This is a genomic window from Bacillus sp. LNXM65, assembly GCF_002998575.1.
Lineage (GTDB): Bacteria > Bacillota > Bacilli > Bacillales > Bacillaceae > Bacillus.
The window spans coordinates 171,402-192,666 of sequence record NZ_PVRB01000006.1 but is presented as its reverse complement, the minus strand read 5'-3'; the positions used below and the strand labels follow the sequence as shown (position 1 = coordinate 192,666).

Sequence of the window (21,265 nt, the reverse complement as noted above, 5' to 3'; positions counted from 1 at the left end):
TTATGGGCGATAGGTGGACGGTGATTCAATAATGTGAAACAGGTTCTTTCCTTGCTTTGTATTATCGATCCAGCCTTGAAATGCTGCTTTACCAGGTCCATATGCATAGACAGGGACATCCTCACCTGTATGGGCAAAGGTTGTCCAGCCTGAGAAAGAACGCTGATCAAAGATATGTTGAATGCTGAGTTGGATCGTACTGGCCTTCCCTGATTGTGCCGCTTTCTCTACCTGTGAGATTTCCTCTTTTGTGAGCGCGAAATCAATATTGGTGTGAAGGACATCACGTACAGATTGACCCCCTGCGATTTTCTTTGCCATATACACAGGCGTTTTCTTAGCAGCTAGAATGGGTGCTGGGTCCCATTTATAGCCGGTCTCACTTGTCATACCATCTGCGCCAAAGGAAAATCCTCCAGTCGCATGATCTGCTGTGATGACGACGAGGGTTTCTTGATCCTTTTTAGCGAATTGAAGAGCCGCATGAACTGCTTTCTCAAAATCCTCCATCTCACTCATTGCGCCGACCACATCATTTTCATGTCCAGCAGAATCAATGGTACTGCCTTCAAGCAGCATAAAAAATCCATGCAGGTTGTCTTGATTTAATTGGGTTAATGCTGCCTGCGTCATGTCTTTTAAAGTAGGCACATGCTTTGGACGATCAATGGCTCGATCCAGCTCGTCCTCCTGGAATAAGCCGAGCATTTTCGAAGATGATTGAGAGGTTAAATCATCTTTTGATCGCAGAATGGAATACCCGCTCTTCTTAAATTCTTGCACAAGATTACGGTCTTTTCGGTCAAAATATTGCATTCCGCCACCTAGAAGGATATCAACTTTGTGCTCTCCGCCTATTTTCTCATCAAAAAAGTGGTCTGCAATTTGTTCTTTGTTTTTTCGGGAGACGTTATGTGTGCCAAAAGCGGCAGGTGTTGCATCGGTGATGTCAGATGAGACAACAAAGGCTGTTTTCATTTGTGCTTCCTTTGCTGCTTCAACGACACTTCTAAGAGGTTCTTTTTCTTGGTTGACGGCGATGGCATCATTGTATGTCTTTTTCCCAGTCGCCATGGCCGTGGCTGCGGCTGCTGAGTCGGTAATATTATCTCGAGGATCATCTGGATGTGTGGTCTGCATCCCGACTAAATACGGGTCCCAGACGGTTTGTGCTTTTGTAGAACCAAGCTTTTCCTGCTTGAATGTGCGGTAGGCTTTGATCACGGGCATCCCCATTCCATCGCCAACGATAAAAATAATATTTTTTGGTGTTTTCGTTTGTTTCTTGTCTGCCGCATTTGTTGATACGGGAGTGACATCATGTGAGGTTAATAGAACAGCTAATACGAGTACCGCTAGAATCCCACTCATAAGAAAAATACGATTTTTACGATCCATAGAGCCCATGAAAAATCTCCTTTTATCATTTATTTCATAATTTGTATTTTATTTGAATGAAGGCGATGGTTCAACCCTTTTCCCATAAAAAAAGGCGATGAGACTTTTATCTCACCACCTTTTATACCGTATCACACTTCACGCCAACGACGCCTTCTAGATCTTTAATATCAAAGTACACATCGGTTGTATAGCGATCTTTATGCACGCGTACGCGTACTTCCATAATCGGGTAGTTCTTTTCTGTTAAATCATCAATTCGAACAGAATGAATGCGAATATTGAGGGCTTTCATTTCTTTTAAAATATCCGTCATGCGGTTTCGATCAGAAAGAGACATTCTGATGCGGATTTCTTTTTCCTGTAAGCGAATCGGCCCGATCCGCTGGAAGAGCCATGGTAGAAATTCGACACTGATCAGAATAAAGAAAAGACTGAGGAAGGCTTCTTTATAAAATCCTGCACCTGTTGCAACCCCAAGTCCTGCTGCTCCCCAGATCATCGCAGAAGTCGTGAGACCTGAGATGACATCATTGCTTTTTCGCAGAATCACACCTGCTCCAATAAAACCAACACCAGATATAATTTGCGCCGGTAACCTGAGTGGGTCCATTTGAAGCTTAGAGACTCGAGGGAAATTGTAGGCTGCATCAATGCTGATGATGGTTAATACGCAGGAGCTGACAGCAATGACAATACACGTTTTTAAGCCGAGGGGCTTTTTCTTCAGCTCTCGTTCAAGCCCGATAATCAAACCGATTAAGGTGGCCACGGCTAATTTTAAGACCGTATCCCATTCAATTGTCCAAAACATGCGTATCGCTCCTTCACTTCATGTACGTTTCACATCATGTATATGATCTTCTCACAGCCCATATGGCTGCACAACTCTTATTTTATTCAGAATCGGAAGAAAGAAAAGCTTTTTATTTTTAAAAAGAGAGTCATCCGCATAAGGCAGATGACCCTTCATGTTCTTTATTTTGTTTCTTCTTCAAGATGATTTTCCATTTTAGTAAACAGCTGTTTTGATGCTTTTGTCGGCTTACTGGTCATTAAGCTCACAATAATGGCAGCTAAACCACTTAACGTAAAGCCAGGAATCATTTCATAAATACCGGTTGCATGGTTAAGGCCTGTCGTGATCCATGTGAGAACCACAACCGCACCAACAATCATCCCAACTAGGGCACCATGATGATTCATTCGCTTCCAGTATAGGCAAAGTAAGATGACTGGACCGAATGAAGAACCAAATCCAGCCCACGCATAACCGACAAGATCAAGAATGGTATCACTTGGGTTAAGTGAAAGACAAAGGGCAATCACAGCGACAACTAGTACAGACATACGGCCAATCATCACGAGCTCTTTATCAGATGCTTTTTTTCTAAAGAACGTTCTGTATAAATCCTCTGTCATCGCACTTGCTGTGACAAGCAGCTGAGACGAAATTGAACTCATAATCGCCGCTAAAATGGCAGAAAGTAAAAATCCAGTGATATATGGATGGAACAACACTTTAGAAAAGACGATAAAGATGGTTTCTGGGTCAGCAAGGTTCATACCCGTTTCATGAACATAGGCAACACCAACTAAACCGACAGATAGTGAACCAATTACTGAAATAATCATCCAGCTCATTCCGATGCGGCGTGCTGGTTTTAAGTCTTTGACGGACGTAATCGCCATAAAGCGCACGATAATATGCGGTTGTCCAAAGTAACCTAGTCCCCAAGCGAGGAAGGATATAATGCCAATGACGCTCGTTCCTCTAAAAATATCAAGCAATTTAGGGTCAATCTGTTGAATATCTTGGAATGTGGCAACAGGTCCACCTAATTGTGTAAAGGCAACGATCGGCACGAGCACTAATGCTAAAAACATGATAGCTCCTTGGACAAAGTCCGTTAAGCTCACTGCCAGGAATCCACCAAACAATGTATACAAAATCACAATACTTGACGTCAAAATCAGTCCAAACATGTAGTGTGCACCGAATGCTGACTCAAATAAACGTCCGCCTGATACCATCCCAGACGATGTATACAGCGTAAAGAAAATTAAAATGATGACAGCTGATACAGCTTTTAATAAAGAAGATGATCCTTTGAATCGTTTATCAAAGAAATCAGGAATCGTAATGGCATCATCAGCAATCTCTGTATAAGAACGTAAACGAGGTGCAAGAATGAGATAGTTCAAGTAAGCACCGACGATGAGACCAATCGCAAGCCAGGTAGTCGATAAACCTGTTTTATACATTTCACCTGGTACACCCATCAGCATCCAGCCGCTCATATCCGCAGCACCCGCTGAAAGAGCTGTAACGAATGGACCAAGTCCGCGTCCACCAAGCATATAATCATTTAAATCATGTGTTTTCCTGAATGCATACCAACCGATGGCAAGCATCCCGATAAAATAAATAGATAAGGAAATTGTAACTTCAATACTCATTTTGTGTTCTCACCTTTTTCGTATTAATTTGACATCACCTCAATCAAAATATGCGGAAGTGTCAGGGCTGTTTTTTTGATTGAATGCCCTTCTCACTGCTATGGTTACTTAACCTAACAGAGTATTCCCAAGTGATCAACCTTCTTAAACCTCCACATTTTGAAGAAAAAATAGACAGATCGGTGATGAGAATCAGTTTGTATGCGCTTACAAAGGTGAGTAAAAGTAAAAATTTTCTGAAAATAAAAGGTGATCTGTATGAATATTTTCTTTATCAGTTGGATGACAATGATGCTTCGAGAGAAAAGGCCTCTTGCCGCGCCTGCGTAAAGTTGCTTTAGAACAGTAAAATTTGATATGATAAAGTGTATATGACTTATGATCATGACCACGAACACGTATCATTTTTGGAGGTGAACCTGCATGTCTAGAATTTCAATAGAAGAAGTAAAGCACGTGGCGCATTTGGCACGGCTTGCAATCACAGAAGAAGAAGCTGAAATGTTTACTGAACAGCTTGATAGCATCATTTCATTTGCAGAGCAGTTAAACGAGGTAGATACGGAAAACGTTGAACCAACAACACACGTATTAAAAATGAAAAACGTCATGAGAGAAGATGTTCCGAATAAAGGTCTTTCCATTGAGGCAGTCATCAAAAACGCGCCTGATCATAAAGACGGCTATATTCGTGTGCCATCAATTTTGGACTAAAGGAGGCCTGAGACATGTCACTGTTTGATCACAAAATTTCTGAATTAAAAGAGCTTTTACATAAAAAGGAACTGTCTGTTTCTGATTTAGTGGACGAGTCTTATAAACGAATCAATGAAGTAGACGGGAAAGTACAAGCATTCCTTGCACTGGATGAAGAGAAAGCTCGTGCGTATGCAAAGGAATTGGACGAGGCAGTTGGTGAAAAGGACGAGCTTGGTCTATTGTTCGGTATGCCAATCGGTGTGAAAGATAACATCGTCACAAAGGATTTACGTACAACTGCATCTAGTAAAATCCTGCAAAACTTTGACCCTATTTATGATGCAACGGTTGTCAATCGTCTGAGAGATGCGGAAGCAGTCACAATCGGTAAATTAAATATGGACGAATTTGCGATGGGATCTTCTACAGAGAACTCAGGCTACAAAGCAACGAAAAACCCGTGGAATTTAAACACTGTTCCAGGTGGATCAAGTGGTGGCTCAGCAGCTTCTGTTGCAGCAGGTGAAGTACCATTCTCACTTGGATCAGATACAGGCGGTTCGATTCGCCAGCCGGCATCATTCTGCGGCGTTGTGGGACTGAAGCCGACATATGGCCGTGTATCTAGATACGGTTTAATTGCATTTGCTTCTTCATTAGATCAAATTGGGCCGATTACGCGTAACGTAGAGGACAACGCATACGTACTTCAAGCGATTGCTGGTGTCGATCAAATGGACGCAACGAGTGCAAATGTCGACGTGCCAGATTTTCTTTCTTCATTAACTGGAGACATCAAAGGCATGAAAATTGCAGTGCCAAAAGAATACCTTGGAGAAGGTGTTGGCGAGGAAGCAAAAGAGTCTGTTCTCAAAGCGTTAAAAGTATTAGAAGGACTTGGTGCAACATGGGAAGAAGTGTCTCTGCCGCATTCTAAATATGCGCTTGCGACTTACTACTTACTGTCTTCTTCAGAAGCATCCGCGAACCTTGCGCGCTTTGACGGCATCCGCTATGGCTACCGTACAGATAATGCAGACAACCTGATTGATTTATATAAAAATACACGTTCTGAAGGCTTTGGTAACGAAGTGAAACGCCGCATCATGCTTGGGACATTCGCTCTTAGCTCAGGATATTATGATGCATACTATAAGAAGGCGCAAAAAGTCCGTACATTGATCAAAAAAGACTTCGAAGATGTTTTTGAAAAGTATGATGTCATTGTAGGGCCAACAACGCCAACTCCTGCATTTAACATTGGAGAAAAGACAAGCGATCCACTGACTATGTACGCGAACGATATTTTAACGATCCCTGTGAACCTTGCAGGCGTTCCAGGAATCAGTGTGCCTTGTGGATTTGCAAATGGTCTTCCGTTAGGACTGCAAATCATTGGCAAGCACTTTGATGAAGGAACGGTTTACCGCGTGGCTCACGCTTTCGAGCAAGCAACAGATCATCATAAAGCAAAACCTGAACTGTAAGGGGTGAATCAGAATGAACTTTGAAACGGTAATTGGACTTGAAGTCCACGTTGAGCTAAAAACACAATCGAAAATTTTCTCCAGCTCGCCGACACCTTTTGGTGCAGCTGCCAACACGCAAACAAGTGTCATCGACCTTGGATATCCTGGCGTACTGCCTGTATTGAACAAAGAAGCGGTGAACTTTGCGATGAAAGCGGCCATGGCGCTGAACTGTGAGATCGCAACAGATACAAAATTTGACCGTAAAAACTACTTCTATCCTGATAACCCAAAGGCGTATCAAATTTCTCAATTTGATAAACCGATCGGTGAAAACGGCTGGATTGAAATTGAAGTAGAAGGCAAAACAAAACGAATCGGTATTACGCGTCTCCATTTGGAAGAGGATGCAGGTAAACTGACGCACACAGGCGACGGTTATTCACTTGTCGATTTCAACCGTCAAGGCACACCGCTTGTTGAAATCGTATCTGAGCCAGACATTCGGACACCAGAAGAAGCGTATGCGTACTTAGAAAAACTAAAATCCATTATTCAATATACAGGCGTTTCTGACTGTAAGATGGAAGAAGGCTCACTTCGCTGTGATGCCAATATTTCACTTCGTCCGATCGGCCGTGAAGAGTTTGGAACGAAAACAGAGCTCAAGAACTTGAACTCGTTTGCTTTCGTACAAAAAGGTCTTGAATTCGAAGAGAAACGCCAAGAGCAAGTATTGCTATCTGGCGGCTTGATCGAACAGGAAACGCGCCGCTATGACGAAGCGTCTAAAAAGACGATCCTTATGCGTGTCAAAGAGGGCTCAGATGATTACCGCTACTTCCCAGAACCAGATTTGGTGGAGCTGTACATTGATGACGAGTGGAAAGAACGCGTAAGAGCATCCATTCCAGAGCTTCCAGACGAGCGCCGCAAACGCTACATCGATGAGCTTGGACTTCCTGCATATGATGCCATGGTGCTGACGCTGACAAAAGAAATGTCTGATTTCTTTGAAGCAACCATTTCAGAAGGTGCAGAAGCGAAGCAAGCTTCAAACTGGCTGATGGGTGAAGTATCTGCCTACTTAAACTCAGCTCAAAAAGAGCTGGAAGATACTAAGCTAACGCCGCAAGGCCTGGCTGGTATGATCAATCTCATCGAAAAAGGAACGATTTCTTCTAAGATTGCCAAAAAGGTATTCAAAGAGCTCATTGAAAATGGAGGAGACGCAGAAACAATCGTCAAAGAAAAGGGACTTGTCCAAATTTCTGATGAAGGTGCACTGCTCAAACTTGTCACAGAAGCACTTGATAACAACCCGCAATCCATCGAAGACTTTAAAAATGGAAAAGACCGCGCGATTGGTTTCTTAGTCGGACAAATCATGAAAGCATCGAAGGGACAAGCAAACCCGCCGATGGTCAACAAGATTCTCCTAGAAGAAATCAAAAAACGCTAAATAGCAAAAACCGCCTCATGAGAAGAGGCGGTTTTTTTGCTTGAAAGGACAGGGTCTTATCATAGATTCAGACCACCGCCGTATATCAATTCGGAGATTCTTTTCTTATAATGAAGTATAAGCGAAAGTGCACATTCTAAGGGGGATAAAGGTGAATTAATCGGAAAAACAGCACGTAATATTATTGAAGAAACAGCTTCAATTGTTCCACTACTTTTAAGACAGCAGGGTCCTCACACTTTTCTAAATTCGTCAGCATCCCTTGAATGACTGGCTTACGAGGCTCAGCTTTCGCCAGTTCTTCTTCAATGACTTCAATGGATACAAGGGTATCATCAGAAAGCAGATGCTCAAGCTTTAACAAACGAAGCTCCTCTTGAAGGGAAGCAGCACTCGGCGCTTCATCGTCCCAAATGGTCTGCTTCAGGATCGGTTTCGTCTGAGAACGAAGCAAGCCTTGGACCAAATCATCGAATCGTTCGAGTATAAAGGAAGAAAGCTCATCAAATGATAATTGCATCTGATCTTGTAAAAGCAGGACCTGCACATACGATTGAATGATTCCTTGAATCATGACTGACAGGTCAGTTATATATGGTTCGATCTCCTGTCCATAAGTGGTCAAGATGGAAATTTGAATTTCATCATTCATTTGCTTTTTCACTGTTTTTGAATACTTTTTAATTTGCTGGTTTTCTGGAATAATGTTCTCGCTGAGGATCAAAATGATAAAATCCTTGTTCTCAGCAAAATGCTGAAACTGTTCAGCGATTTGTTTCTGGAAGATCTTTCTCGGCGCGAGATGCTGATTCTCTTTTCGAATCGTTTCAATACTTTGCATAGACGTGTCGATATAATATTCAAAGGCTCGATTGAAAAGCTGTTCTTTTGATTTGAAATGTAAATAAAATGCGCCTTTTGATATTCCGCACTCATCTGCAATTTCCTGAATGGTCGTAGAAGAAAAACCCTTTTTCGCAAACAACTGGATGCTTGCTTTAATGATTTTTTCTTTTTTTTCGTTCATGAAATAAGGCCCCTTCAGCTTTAGAATGTTACGTCAAACGCAAGTGAAATGGTTGACGGCATTGTATATCACCGTTTATTATGATATAGAATGACCAGTCAGTCAATACATAAAGGAAAATGGAGGACATAATGAATTCGATCATCAATTTTGTATTAAAGAATAAGTTCGCTGTATGGCTCATGACGATTATCGTAACAGTTGCTGGTCTATATGCCGGATTGAATATGAAACAAGAATCAATCCCGAATATCAACACTCCAGTCATTACGGTTTCTACAACGTATCCTGGCGCAACGCCGGACGAAGTATCAGATAAGGTGACCGACCCAATTGAGAAGTCTATTCAAAACCTCAACGGAGTCAATGTGGTCACATCCAATTCATTTGAAAATGCCTCATCTATTCAAGTCGAGTACGACTATAACAAAGACATGGATGAAGCAAAGAAGGAAATTGAAGATGCGATTAGCAATATCAATTTTCCGGAAAATGCAGAAAAACCAAAAATTGCACGCTTTAGCATCAACGCGATTCCAATCTTAGCACTCAGCGTCTCTGGTGATAAAGAATCACTAGAAGACCTTACACAGAAAGTAGAAAACGACCTTGTTCCTTCTCTTGAAGGATTAAACGGTGTCTCTTCTGTCGAAGCTTCAGGACAGCAAATCAAAGAAGTAGAATTTTCTTTTAAACAAAAGAAATTGAAAGAATACGGTTTAGATGAAGAAACCGTCCAAAACATGATCAAAGGCTCTGATGTCAACGTACCATTAGGTCTATACACATTTGGCAACAAACAAAAATCAGTTGTCGTGGACGGCAATATTTTAAGCGTCAAAGATTTGAAAAACATGCGAATCCCTGTCACACCAAGTGCAAGCGGCGGTGCGGGAAGCGCTGGAGCTGGGGCACCATCCAGCGGCACTGAAAACCCAGGTGCGCAAGGTGCAGAGCAGCAGGCTGGAAATGCTAGTCAGCAGCAAGCAGCAGCTCAGCAGCAAACTGGTGGAGGAGCAGCAAGCGGTCAATCTGTAGAGCTGCCGACGATCAAGCTTTCTGAAATTGCGGATATTAAAGTAGTAAAAGATGCAGAATCGATCTCTAGAACGAATGGAAAAGACAGCATCGGTCTGCAAATTGTCAAAGGCTCTGATGCCAATACCGTGAGTGTGGCAGAAGAAGTGACAAAAGAGCTTGAGAAATTCAAAAAAGACAACAAAGGAATCAAAGTAAGCACGACATATGATCAAGCAGAGCCGATTAAAGAGTCTGTCAGCACAATGCTAAACAAGGCAATCATCGGAGCAATCTTTGCGATCATTATCATTATGTTGTTCCTTCGAGATATCAAATCAACATTAATTTCGGTCATCTCCATTCCGTTATCTCTGTTGATTGCTGTTTTATTATTAAATCAGCTTGATATTACATTAAATATCATGACACTTGGTGCCATGACCGTCGCCATTGGACGTGTGGTCGATGACTCGATTGTGGTCATAGAAAATATCTATCGACGAATGGCGTTAAAGGATGAACCGTTAAAAGGCAAAGCACTCGTCAGAGAAGCCACTAAAGAAATGTTTATCCCGATCATGTCTTCGACAATTGTGACCATTGCGGTATTCTTACCGTTAGCATTAGTAGGTGGAATGATTGGTGAACTATTCATCCCATTTGCCCTAACGATTGTGTTTGCTTTACTTGCTTCACTGCTTGTCGCCATTACGATTGTTCCAATGATGGCACACAGTCTATTTAAAAAGAACCTGTACGGCACAGCGAAAAAGGTAAAAGAGCATAAACCAAGCAAGCTTGCTGGCGGTTATAGACGTGTACTCAATTGGACACTGAACCATAAATGGATCACATCAGGAATTGCCATTCTTATGCTCGTCGGAAGCTTATTCTTAGCACCACTTGTCGGTGTCAGCTTCTTACCACAGCAAGCAGATAAGACGGCGATGGTAACATATACACCTGAACCTGGACAAACGAGAGAACAAGCAATCGATGAAACGAAAAAAGCAGAAGAATACTTGATCAAACGTGACCATGTCAATACTGTTCAATATTCACTAGGTTCTTCAAATGCGCTTACAGCAAGTGTAGGCGGCAACTCGAACGGTGCGTTATTCTTCGTACAATATGATGAAGACACGCCAAACTTTGATAAAGAAAAAGATAAAGTGGTCAAAGCCCTGCAAGACAAAACGTCTAAAGGGGAATGGAAATCACAAGACTTCTCATCTGCTGGCGCAAGCAATACAGTAACGTACTATGTCTACGGTGACAAAGTAAGCGATATTGAAGGCACAGTAAAAGATGTCGAGAACATCTTAAAAGATGAGAAAAACTTAAAAAATGTCAGCACAAGCTTATCTGAGAAATATGATGAATATACGTTTAATGCAGATCAAGAAAAACTGGCGAAGCTGGGTCTAACTGCTTCACAAATCGCTCAAGCGATTGCTCCTCAAAATAGTGAAACAACACTGACGAAAGTCACAGAGGACGGCAAAGAACTTGATGTGAAGCTTCAAACCGAAAAAGACGAATATAAGAGCAAAAAAGATTTAGAAAATAAAAAGATCACAACACCAACAGGACAAGAAGTCCGGATTGGTGATGTCGTAAAAGTAAAAGATGGTACGACAGCAAATACGGTGACAAAACGTGATGGAAAAATCTACGCAGAAGTGTCTGGTGACATGACAACAGACAACGTCTCAAGTGTGACACAGGATGTTCAGAAGAAAGTCGACAAGCTTGATGTGAAGTCTGGCGTAACGATTGACACAGGCGGCGTAAGTGCGGATATTGAGGAATCCTTTACACAGCTTGGACTTGCAATGCTTGCAGCGATTGCCATTGTGTACCTCGTTCTCGTCATCACATTTGGCGGAGGTCTTGCACCATTTGCAATTCTCTTCTCACTTCCATTTACGATTATTGGCGCACTCGTTGGATTGTTTTTAGCAAAAGAAACCATCAGCTTAAATGCTATGATTGGATTGCTCATGCTGATCGGGATCGTTGTGACAAATGCCATTGTGCTGATTGACCGCGTCATTCATAAAGAAAAAGAAGGTCTTTCAACAAGAGAAGCTTTACTTGAAGCAGGTACAATAAGATTACGTCCAATCTTAATGACTGCACTTGCGACGATCGGTGCACTGCTGCCACTCGCATTAGGATTTGAAGGCGGAAGCCAGATCGTATCAAAAGGACTTGGCGTGACCGTGATCGGCGGTTTAACAAGTTCTACACTTCTCACATTGGTCATCGTCCCAATCGTGTATGAAATTTTAAGCAAGTTCAGACGTAAGAAAAAGTACGCTGAAGAAGAATAAGAGGGAGCCCCGCTCATTGGCGGGGCTTTCAGCGTCTAGACAAACCCTCATTCCTTGTCAGTCCTGTGCTCCGGTGCTCACGAATGTTCAATTCGCTCCGCTCCGGTGCTCGTCCTTCCTAGACTTCAAAGGTTTTCTATCACGCTGAAAAAAGACAAAGGACTAAAATAAAGATCATTTTAGCCCTTTGTCAATAATCTGGAATCCCCGCTCATTAGCGGGGATTTTTTATGTTGAAATCTGACAAACAGCTTTTCTCATGAGCTCTTCAAATGCTTGGAAAAAGGCATCACGATCGACATGGTCAATCACTTGTATTGACTTTCCATCTGGATGTTCTTCTGTACGTCCTTGCTTTGGCGTCTCGGTATAAACGATCGCGCCCACTTCCTTTGAACGGGTAAATGATGAAGAAGCAAGTGTCATCGTTGTCAGCACGTCCCATAGGTAATAGGTCGAATTCGTTTCATGATGAATGAGCGGTGGACAAAAGGCGTAGCACTGACCAATAAAATCAATTCCAATGTGAGAACGAAGGGAAGCCCAGCGCTGACGCACATCAAGTGTAAGCGGAACTTGATTCGTGCTTTCAAGTGCGACCATTTCAATAGGAAAGCGTTCCTTGAAGACAGTGCTGACAGCATAAGGATCCCAAAATGCATTCCATTCTGCTGTCCCATCATGCTCGGGTTCCTCAACATTGCCTTTTTCAAGAAACGTACCGCCCATCCACACCAATTTTTCAATTTTATTAGAGATTGAAGGATCTTCTTCTAAGGCGCGAGCAAGGTCTGTGAGCGGACCTGTAAAGAGCAGCGTGACAGGTTCTGCTGCCTTTTTAACGGTTTCGATTAAATGAAGGTGTGCTGGAAGCTTGGACACTTTTGTATCTACAATGCCTTTCTCGTTTAGAATAGGTAAGGCATCTACATAAAAAGCATGCATGCGCCACTCTTTCGGAAAAGGATTGACGCCTCTAGAATTTGAAGCAGCGATTTCAATTTCATAGGGGCTAAATCGATCAATGATTTTTTGAGACGCACTGAGAGCAGGCTCTAAATAACAATCAGCAGGAATCACAGACGTCCCGATCACTTTCAGATGTTCCATTTGAAGGAGAAGAAATAACGAGACGAGGTCATCAACACCGCCATCATGATTAAAATAGACAGGCTTTTTCATCGCAAACCATCCTTTACAGCGTTTTCTTTTATATTATCAGAATGCTTTCTTGCTGAGGAAAATGTGGCAGGAGATTTCTCATATTAGCTGGTTGTTCTGTTGCCATTTTCAAATCTCATAGTATAATTAAAGGTTGTTAGTGGTGAAAATAGATTGCATAATGAATATAGGATGATGATGAATGAAACGTGCTCGAATTATATACAATCCGACATCTGGGCGTGAACTCTTCAAGAAGAATTTGCCGCAGGTTTTGCAAAAATTTGAACAAGCTGGCTATGAAACATCTTGTCATGCAACCACATGTGCAGGAGATGCGACACAAGCAGCTGAAAAAGCTGCACAGAGAGATTTTGATTTAATTGTAGCAGCAGGTGGAGACGGCACGATCAATGAAGTCGTCAACGGACTAGCACCGCTTGAAAAAAGACCAAAACTAGGAATCATTCCTGTTGGAACAACAAATGACTTCGCAAGAGCACTTGGCATTCCACGAGAAGGTGTTTTAAAAGCGACAGATGCCATTATTGATGGTGTAGCGAAGCCGCTTGATATCGGTAAAGTCAACGGCCATTATTTTATTAATATTGCAGGCGGCGGCCGGTTAACAGAGCTCACTTATGAAGTGCCTAGTAAGCTGAAGACAATGCTTGGACAGCTTGCTTATTATTTAAAAGGCATGGAGATGCTTCCTTCTATCCGCCCGACAGAAGTCGAAATTGAATATGACGGCAAATTGTTTCATGGAGAAATCATGCTGTTTCTTGTTTCACTCACAAATTCAGTAGGCGGCTTTGAAAAGCTAGCGCCAGATTCCATTTTAGATGATGGAATGTTTGACCTGATTATTTTAAAGAAGGTCAATTTAGCAGAAGCCATTCGAGTAGTCAGCCTTGCACTACGAGGCGAGCATATTCATGATAACAATGTCATCTACGCAAAAGCGAATCGCGTGAAGGTAGATGTAAAAGATAAAATGCAATTAAATTTAGATGGCGAATTCGGCGGCATGCTGCCAGGTGAATTTGAAAACCTGTATCGTCATATAGAATTTATAGTGCCAAAAGCAACAGCTGAAAAAATAGGGTAGAGATTGAACTTGGTTCCTTATGGCGCCAAGTTTTTCTTTGCAAATGAGGTGATAAAATTGGTGAAAATGAAACCGCCTGTTGAAAAGAATGAATACTACAATGTAACCTTCGAAGACTTAACGCACGAAGGTGCAGGTGTAGCGAAAATTGAAGGGTTCCCTGTCTTTGTACCGAATGCCCTTCCTGACGAACAAGGGAAAATCAAAGTCACACGTGTCAAAAAAGGATTTGCTTTTGGACGACTCATGGAGCTGACAAAGGAAAGTCAGCACAGGCAAGATGCGCCATGTCCTATCTACAAGCAGTGCGGAGGCTGTCAAATTCAGCATATGAGCTATGAAGGCCAGCTGCTATTTAAACAGAAACAAGTAAAGGACGTTTTAGAGCGGGTTGGCAAGCTTGATATGAGACGTGTAAAAGTTCATCCTGTACTAGGCATGGAAGACCCTTGGAATTACCGAAACAAAGCACAAGTTCCAGTTGGCGAACGGGAAGGCGGACTTGTTGCAGGATTTTATCAGCAGCGTACCCATGAAATCATCGATATGAAAAAATGTTTGATTCAACAGTCAGAAAACGACGAAGTGGTACAGGCAGTAAAAGACATATGCAATGCGTTTGGCATCAAAGCATATAACGAAGAGCGGCACAAAGGCTGGCTGCGTCATGTGATGGTTCGCTACGGCATTGCAACAGGTGAAATGATGGTTGTGTTTGTTACTAGAACGGCTGATTTTCCGCAAAAGCAGCAAGTGATTGAGCAGATTATAGCACGCTTCCCACACATTCGGTCAATTGTGCAAAACGTGAATTCAAAGAAAACAAATGTCATTTTCGGAGATGAAACGACCGTTTTATGGGGCGAAGAATACATTTATGACACGATTGGCGACATCAAATTTGCCATTTCAGCCCGCTCGTTTTATCAAGTGAACCCAGCTCAAACAAAAGTGCTTTACGACAAAGCGCTTGAATATGCAGAGCTGCAAGGTGAAGAAACCGTGATTGATGCGTATTGCGGAATCGGTACGATTTCCTTATTTCTCGCCCAAAAAGCAGGCAGAGTATATGGCGTAGAAATTGTGCCAGAAGCGATTGAAGATGCAAAACGCAACGCTGCCTTAAACGGAATCAACAACGTCGAATTCGCAGTCGGTGAAGCAGAAACCGTCATCCCAAATTGGTATAAAGAAGGCATCAAAGCAGACACCCTCGTCGTCGATCCGCCAAGAAAAGGCTGTGACGAAGCACTGCTTGACACCATTTTAAAGATGAAACCAAACCGAGTTGTGTATGTTTCCTGTAACCCCGGGACGCTTGCTCGTGATTTGCGTATTCTTGAAGATGGCGGGTATGTGACAGAGGAAGTGCACCCTGTGGATATGTTCCCGCATACGAGTCATGTGGAATGTGTGGCAAGTCTTATGCTTAATCAATAATGTATTGAGAGACATCCCGATTTCGAGAAAAACATCGATATCAGGATGATGCATAGGCTTTCTGCTGATAGCATCTATGGTCCAAAGATTAAAGCAGCAGTGTTAGAAAAGCGGTATAAAATAATATCTAAGAGTAAATAGCCCCCTGTCCTTTATTGGATGGGGGGCTATTCTTCTATGTTTTTCTGATTTTTTTGATCAAGCGCAGAGGATATAATATCAAGTCCGATGTATAAAAAGCTAACAAAGAAAGATAAAATCAATACACCATTTCCCCATATAGAAACTTCAATTTTCTCCAAATTTAGTACATATTTAATCGTGAAGTAAATAAGAGCCCACGAAGCAAAAAATTCTAAAATATAAGTTATCCATATTGGGACCTTCAACAAAAAAATGATTCCTTTCCCTATAAATAAAACTATAAATGACCAAAAAATCACGATGATGCTGACTAACAATGAAAAGGTAATCAAAGAGAAAAATGAATCATAAGTGATGTATTCACCGAAAAGAAAATTCACTCCCAATGAGACTAGATAAAGCATAACAGTTGGAAGGGCAATAATGAAACTTAGGGAAAAAAATATTAGTAAAATAAGAAGAACGGCAGCAATAGCGCCAGGGGCTTCATCTACAACGTTTTTCTTTCTTAAAAAAGTATAGAGTATGATAGACACTAAAAGGAGTATTAAAAAAGTCAATGAAATCACGTAAGAAAAAGACATGAATACCTCCATAAAAAAGCGCTATTAGAAACTAATAGCACTTATTGTTTATTTAAACAAGATTAATAATGAATTTTGCCAAAGTTTTAGTAACATCTCTAGGAGAGCCTATTTAAGCATTAGTGAACTGTTTTTCTGTCCACTTTTCCCCTTTATCCATTACTTTTGCGATTTGGCAGAATTCTTTCTGATCTAAGCAGCAACTTTTAAGAAAAACCAGTGAAATATTTCTAAAATTCGTATAGGTCTTTTAAGAAAATCACTCTTATTATGCAATACACAAAAATTGTAACAAAAACCATATTAAGAATGAATTGTATCTTAGTACTGTATTTTATATAACGTGATATATTTTGAATAGAGAATATCTAAAGTTGAAAAAGTTAAGTATCAGTTTAACAATTTTTTCTGTGTTATTCGCTGCCGGTTGGTCGCTTGATAAAATCATTACTTCTAATACTTATCATGTAACAGAAAAGGCAATTACAATTTAAAAAGCCCCTGCATAGGGCTTTTTTTATTTGAATATCTTTTTTATTAGTTTGCCAGATGCATTACCTGCTGCCCGTCGCATGACACGTTTTCCAGTAGTACCTTTTTGAACGGCGTTTACGTCTTCTCAAATTTTTGATATTTTATAAAGTGCTGATAGCATTTTGTTAATGTTCATTTTATGCTCCTTTTGCATTGAATCCTTACTAAAGTATATAATGATAAAAATTGCTGAAAGATTTTATAGAAGAAACATGCCCTTTAAGGCGCTATGTCATGAGAGGAATTGGATGAAAGATGAGTAAAAATTTCTGGCGTGATTTACCACGGCCATTTTTTATATTAGCACCAATGGAAGAAGTGACAGATGTTGTGTTTCGTCATGTTGTGAGTGAGGCGGCGAGACCTGATGTGTTTTTTACAGAGTTCACGAACAGCGAGAGCTATTGCCATCCGGATGGTATTCAAAGTGTGAAGGGGCGTTTAACCTTTACAGAGGATGAACAGCCGATTGTTGCTCATATTTGGGGAGACAAGCCTGAGAACTTTAGACAAATGAGCATTGGAATGGCGGAGTTAGGATTTCAGGGGCTTGATATTAATATGGGCTGTCCTGTCCCGAATGTCACTCAAAATGGGAAGGGCAGTGGATTGATTCTACGCCCAGATGTTGCGGCAGAGCTGATTCAAGCGGCAAAAGCTGGGGGACTGCCTGTCAGTGTGAAAACAAGACTTGGTTTTACAGAAATCGATGAATGGCGCGATTGGCTTAGACACATTTTGGAGCAAGACATTGTGAACTTATCGATCCATCTTCGTACTAGAAAGGAAATGAGCCAGGTGGATGCGCATTGGGAGCTTATTCCTGAGATTATAAAACTGCGTGATGAAGTAGCACCTGATACTCTTTTGACCATCAATGGTGATATTCCTGATCGTCAAACGGGCTTAAAGCTCGCTGAGCAGTATGGAGTGGACGGAGTGATGATTGGGCGCGGGATTTTCCATAATCCATTTGCCTTTGAAAAAGAACAGAAGGAGCATACGAGTGATGAGCTGCTAGGCCTTTTAAGGTTGCATCTTGATCTACATGATCAATATTCATCACTAGGCTTGCGTCCATTCAAGGCACTGCACCGTTTCTTTAAGATTTATGTGAAAGGATTCAGAGGAGCGAGTTTCCTAAGAAATCAATTAATGAACACATCATCAACAGATGAAGTGCGTGCAATGCTGGATGAATTTGAAGCGAGAAATAAAGAACAATAACGATTGAAAAGAGGAGGAGAAGCCCTTCTCTTTTTTCTATGAATAGGACTATTAAACTAGTCGTCTCAAATGGTAAGATAAGATAGAAATAACAATTGGAGGTATTTTATTTGAAATCATTTTGGGATAAAGACAGAGAAAGTGAAGAGACATTTAAGAAAATCAATGAGAAAGGAATTGCAAAAGCGGAAAAGAAGCTAGGCGTCATCCTGCCTGATACATATAAGAAACTTATTCTTGAACAAAATGGCGGTTATACCTTGCATAATGCTTTTCCAACGGACCAGCCGAATGGATGGGCAGAGGATCATGTGTCATTTGATCATTTAAGAGGAATTGCTAAAAATGAAGGCATTATGGATAGTGATTATTTAATAGAAGAATGGGAATTGCCTGAGGGACTTGTGCTGCTTTGTGGGGATGGTCATACGTGGATTGCATTGGATTACAGAGTAACAAAGGAGCATCCGCCAATTCATTACTTTGATCTAGAATATGAGACGGATTTCAAATTAGCGGATTCGTTTGATGAATTGCTTGCTGGGCATTATACTGCTGAATAACATTGAGCAGTCATCACTTATTTCAGAAAAATATTTTGGTGTTTTTTGAGAGAGACAAAAGTGTCTCTCTTTTTTATGAAGCAAAATGAATTATTTCACCACTTCACCCCAAAACTGTACCTGTTATTTTTAAGTCCTATTATTCAATTGGTTCCTTTTCCACTCACTAAATTTTCTGACGATAATATCTACCACAATGTAAAATGGCAGAAAGCTGGAGTTGTCCACTTTGTTATACAAAGGAAACGGGGTGCTGCTTACATAGATGTTAAACATGGCATTTTGCGCAAGGAGGTTATTCCTCAATGTGGTCATGCTGATAAATTTGATATGTCTCGTTTTCACCAATTGAATGATTTGATCTAAATTCTTCGATTCGCCTGATAAAGAAATGATAAATAAAAGGTCATCCTCACCAAATTCAACGATTCCATCTGTTAAGTCTCGCTTACTTCGTAAAACTTGAGATTTCTTATGCAGTGACCATAACTGTCGTTGTACATCATTGGCCAAATCGAGCTGAGCTGTTCCTGTACCATAAATATAAATATACGGTGCGCGATCAATCAGTTGATTTAATTGATGAAAGTCCAACTGTTCCATATATTTCCTTGTCTGCTGGATATCTTGATCGAGCAGCTTCATTAAATCTTGTGTTGTTTCTTCAGTATGATTATTCAATTTCACATAAGACTTTAAGTCACTGTAGCCGTCGAAGCCTATTTTCTTGGCAAGCCGATGGATGGATGAGATGGAAGTATGAGCATAATGAGCAAGATCCTGAATTTTCATTGTCTTCATTTCTTCAAGGTGATCGTGAATCGTTTTAATAATGTGCAGATCATTCTTATTTAAATCTTCGAAGTATTCATTTACCAACTTGTCCAATATCATGCGATGTGCCCTCCAACATGAAAATATTTTCTTCCTGTGAAAATATAATCTAATGTTACAACTTGATTTCTAAATACGTCAAACCTATTGGTTTTTGAAAGCGCTCCCTTTACAGTGGTCTTATGGATCAAACAAAGGGGTTATGCTTATGAATGCAATCAAGCGATTTGGTAGTGCTATGGTAGTTCCTGTACTTTTATTCGCGTTTTTTGGTATTGTTGTAGGCCTTGCGACTTTATGTAAGAATCCAGCGATTATGGGGGAAATGGCTGCAGAAGATACGATGTGGTATAAGGTTTGGGCACTGATTGAAAGCGGGGGATGGACGATTTTCAATCATATGGAGCTGGCATTTGTGATTGGCTTGCCCATCTCTCTTGCAAAAAAAACGCAAGCACGTGCTACGCTCGCAGCTTTGATGATTTATCTTGTGTTTAACAATTATATTCATGCTATTTTGACACTTTGGCCGTCCACTTTTGGTGTTGATTTATCGCAAGGTGTCGAGAATGTAGCGGGTGTAAAAGAAATTGCGGGTATACCTACGCTCGATACAAGTATCATTGGTGCGGTTATGATATCTGGAATCGTGATTTGGATCCATAATCGTTTTTATGATCAAAAGCTGCCTGAAATGCTCGGGATTTTCCAGGGGCTTGTATTTGTTGTCATCATCGGATTCTTTGTGATGATTCCTATTGCTTTTATCGTTGCTTTTGTATGGCCTTATGTTCAGCAAGGGATTCAATCTCTCCAAGGGTTCATGTCACAGTCTGGATATATTGGTGTCTGGCTGTTTCATTTCTTGGAAAGGGTGTTAATTCCAACAGGACTTCACCATTTTATTTATACACCTTTTGAGTTTGGTCCAGCGGCTGTAAATGGGGGGTTAAAACCATATTGGATTGCTCACTTAAATGAATTTGCGACCTCAACTTCCGATTTGAAAAATCTTTATCCATACGGATTTTTACTGCATGGAAATATTAAGATGTTCGGCTGTTTAGGGATAGCTCTAGCGATGTATTTTTCTACCCCGAATGAAAATAGAAAAAAGGTTTTGGCATTGGTGTTACCCGCCACATTAACAGCAATATTTGCCGGAATTACAGAACCACTTGAATTTACATTTCTATTTCTCGCACCTTATTTATTTGTGATACATGCACTTCTTGGAGCGACCATGGTGACAATCATGAATATGTTTGGTGTTGTCGGAATGATGGGTTCCGGGCTGATTGAAATAGCTGCATTGAACTGGATTCCGCTCTCTTCAAATCATGGAGGGGTTTATCTGATCCAAGCAATGATTGGATGTCTATTTACAGCATTGTATTTTGTCATATTTAGATGGATGATTGTGAAATTTGATATTCCATTACCAGGACGAAAACATGAGGAGGAGACGAGGCTATTTACAAAACAAGATTATGAGAGTCATAAAAAAGCTCATGATAAAAAAGAAGCGCCCGTTTATGCGTCTGAGTATGAAGAGAAAGCCGTTTATTTCTTAGAAGGCCTTGGCGGTAAAGAAAACATTAAAGATGTGACAAACTGTGCCACGCGTCTGCGTATCACAGTGATTGACCCTAGCTTGGTGAAAGATAGGGAATACTTTACAAAAAATAAACGGGCACACGGAATGGCTAAGAGTGGTCAAAGCATTCAAATCATTGTTGGCTTAAGTGTACCGCAAGTGAGAGAGTCGTTTGAGACAAAACTTTCATTAGATTGAA

The 21,265-nt window shown here is 41.0% G+C and carries 15 protein-coding genes and 1 pseudogene; 9 read left to right on the top strand and 7 right to left on the bottom strand.

Going from position 1 to position 21,265, the window contains the following annotated elements:
- The 3 genes from C6Y03_RS13505 to putP form a co-directional block, all read right to left on the bottom strand.
- A complete protein-coding gene (locus C6Y03_RS13505) occupies positions 1 to 1,407 on the bottom strand; it encodes an alkaline phosphatase (RefSeq protein ID WP_106031380.1) in 1,407 nt (468 codons plus the stop codon).
- A 112-nt stretch (positions 1,408 to 1,519) separates the two neighbouring features.
- Complete coding sequence (locus C6Y03_RS13500; RefSeq protein WP_034664661.1) at positions 1,520 to 2,212, bottom strand: MgtC/SapB family protein; 693 nt, start codon at positions 2,210 to 2,212, stop codon at positions 1,520 to 1,522.
- 164 nt (positions 2,213 to 2,376) lie between these two features.
- Positions 2,377 to 3,858 (bottom strand): sodium/proline symporter PutP, encoded by a 1,482-nt coding sequence (putP, locus tag C6Y03_RS13495; RefSeq protein WP_106031378.1) that lies wholly within the window; start codon positions 3,856 to 3,858, stop codon positions 2,377 to 2,379.
- Positions 3,859 to 4,281: 423 nt separating this feature from the next.
- On the opposite strand from putP, the gene gatC reads away from it, so the two are divergent.
- Genes gatC through gatB form a run of 3 tightly spaced genes read left to right on the top strand, consistent with a single transcriptional unit; the run spans position 4,282 to position 7,488 of the window.
- Positions 4,282 to 4,572, top strand: coding sequence for an Asp-tRNA(Asn)/Glu-tRNA(Gln) amidotransferase subunit GatC (gatC, locus tag C6Y03_RS13485; RefSeq protein WP_003213898.1), 291 nt, complete (start codon positions 4,282 to 4,284; stop codon positions 4,570 to 4,572).
- Positions 4,573 to 4,586: 14 nt separating this feature from the next.
- Positions 4,587 to 6,044 carry an Asp-tRNA(Asn)/Glu-tRNA(Gln) amidotransferase subunit GatA gene (gene gatA, locus C6Y03_RS13480; RefSeq protein WP_034664650.1) on the top strand — a complete coding sequence of 486 codons (1,458 nt, stop codon included), beginning with the start codon at positions 4,587 to 4,589 and terminating at the stop codon, positions 6,042 to 6,044.
- Positions 6,045 to 6,057: 13 nt separating this feature from the next.
- A complete protein-coding gene (gene gatB, locus C6Y03_RS13475) occupies positions 6,058 to 7,488 on the top strand; it encodes an Asp-tRNA(Asn)/Glu-tRNA(Gln) amidotransferase subunit GatB (RefSeq protein WP_003214292.1) in 1,431 nt (476 codons plus the stop codon).
- Between the two features lie 181 nt (positions 7,489 to 7,669).
- Here gatB and C6Y03_RS13470 read toward each other — a convergent pair whose 3' ends face one another.
- A complete protein-coding gene (locus C6Y03_RS13470; protein ID WP_106039471.1) occupies positions 7,670 to 8,515 on the bottom strand; it encodes a TetR/AcrR family transcriptional regulator in 846 nt (281 codons plus the stop codon).
- 131 nt (positions 8,516 to 8,646) lie between these two features.
- Here C6Y03_RS13470 and C6Y03_RS13465 point away from each other — a divergent pair, with 131 nt between their 5' ends.
- Entirely contained in the window at positions 8,647 to 11,871 is a 3,225-nt protein-coding gene (locus tag C6Y03_RS13465) for an efflux RND transporter permease subunit (protein ID WP_106037202.1), read from the top strand.
- Between the two features lie 228 nt (positions 11,872 to 12,099).
- Here the strand turns inward: C6Y03_RS13465 and C6Y03_RS13460 are convergent, their stop codons facing one another.
- Entirely contained in the window at positions 12,100 to 13,053 is a 954-nt protein-coding gene (locus C6Y03_RS13460) for a nucleoside hydrolase (RefSeq protein ID WP_106031374.1), read from the bottom strand.
- 181 nt (positions 13,054 to 13,234) lie between these two features.
- On the opposite strand from C6Y03_RS13460, the gene C6Y03_RS13455 reads away from it, so the two are divergent.
- Positions 13,235 to 14,143, top strand: coding sequence for a diacylglycerol kinase (locus tag C6Y03_RS13455; RefSeq protein WP_034664632.1), 909 nt, complete (start codon positions 13,235 to 13,237; stop codon positions 14,141 to 14,143).
- A 60-nt stretch (positions 14,144 to 14,203) separates the two neighbouring features.
- Positions 14,204 to 15,583: a 23S rRNA (uracil(1939)-C(5))-methyltransferase RlmD gene (rlmD, locus tag C6Y03_RS13450; protein ID WP_106039504.1), complete on the top strand. Its 1,380-nt coding sequence runs from the start codon at positions 14,204 to 14,206 to the stop codon at positions 15,581 to 15,583.
- Between the two features lie 167 nt (positions 15,584 to 15,750).
- On the opposite strand, the gene C6Y03_RS13445 is transcribed toward rlmD, so the two are convergent.
- Positions 15,751 to 16,311 (bottom strand): hypothetical protein, encoded by a 561-nt coding sequence (locus C6Y03_RS13445; RefSeq protein ID WP_106039470.1) that lies wholly within the window; start codon positions 16,309 to 16,311, stop codon positions 15,751 to 15,753.
- Between the two features lie 789 nt (positions 16,312 to 17,100).
- Here C6Y03_RS13445 and C6Y03_RS13440 point away from each other — a divergent pair.
- Positions 17,101 to 18,072 carry a tRNA dihydrouridine synthase gene (locus C6Y03_RS13440; RefSeq protein ID WP_060595718.1) on the top strand — a complete coding sequence of 324 codons (972 nt, stop codon included), beginning with the start codon at positions 17,101 to 17,103 and terminating at the stop codon, positions 18,070 to 18,072.
- Between the two features lie 110 nt (positions 18,073 to 18,182).
- A pseudogene (locus C6Y03_RS13435) lies at positions 18,183 to 18,632 on the top strand (SMI1/KNR4 family protein); the annotation flags it as partial.
- Between the two features lie 132 nt (positions 18,633 to 18,764).
- Here C6Y03_RS13435 and C6Y03_RS13430 read toward each other — a convergent pair.
- Positions 18,765 to 19,529: a MurR/RpiR family transcriptional regulator gene (locus C6Y03_RS13430; protein WP_060595719.1), complete on the bottom strand. Its 765-nt coding sequence runs from the start codon at positions 19,527 to 19,529 to the stop codon at positions 18,765 to 18,767.
- Between the two features lie 148 nt (positions 19,530 to 19,677).
- Between C6Y03_RS13430 and C6Y03_RS13425 the strand changes: the two genes are divergently transcribed.
- Positions 19,678 to 21,264, top strand: coding sequence for an alpha-glucoside-specific PTS transporter subunit IIBC (locus C6Y03_RS13425; protein WP_106039469.1), 1,587 nt, complete (start codon positions 19,678 to 19,680; stop codon positions 21,262 to 21,264).
- The last annotated feature ends 1 nt before the right edge of the window (position 21,265 follow it).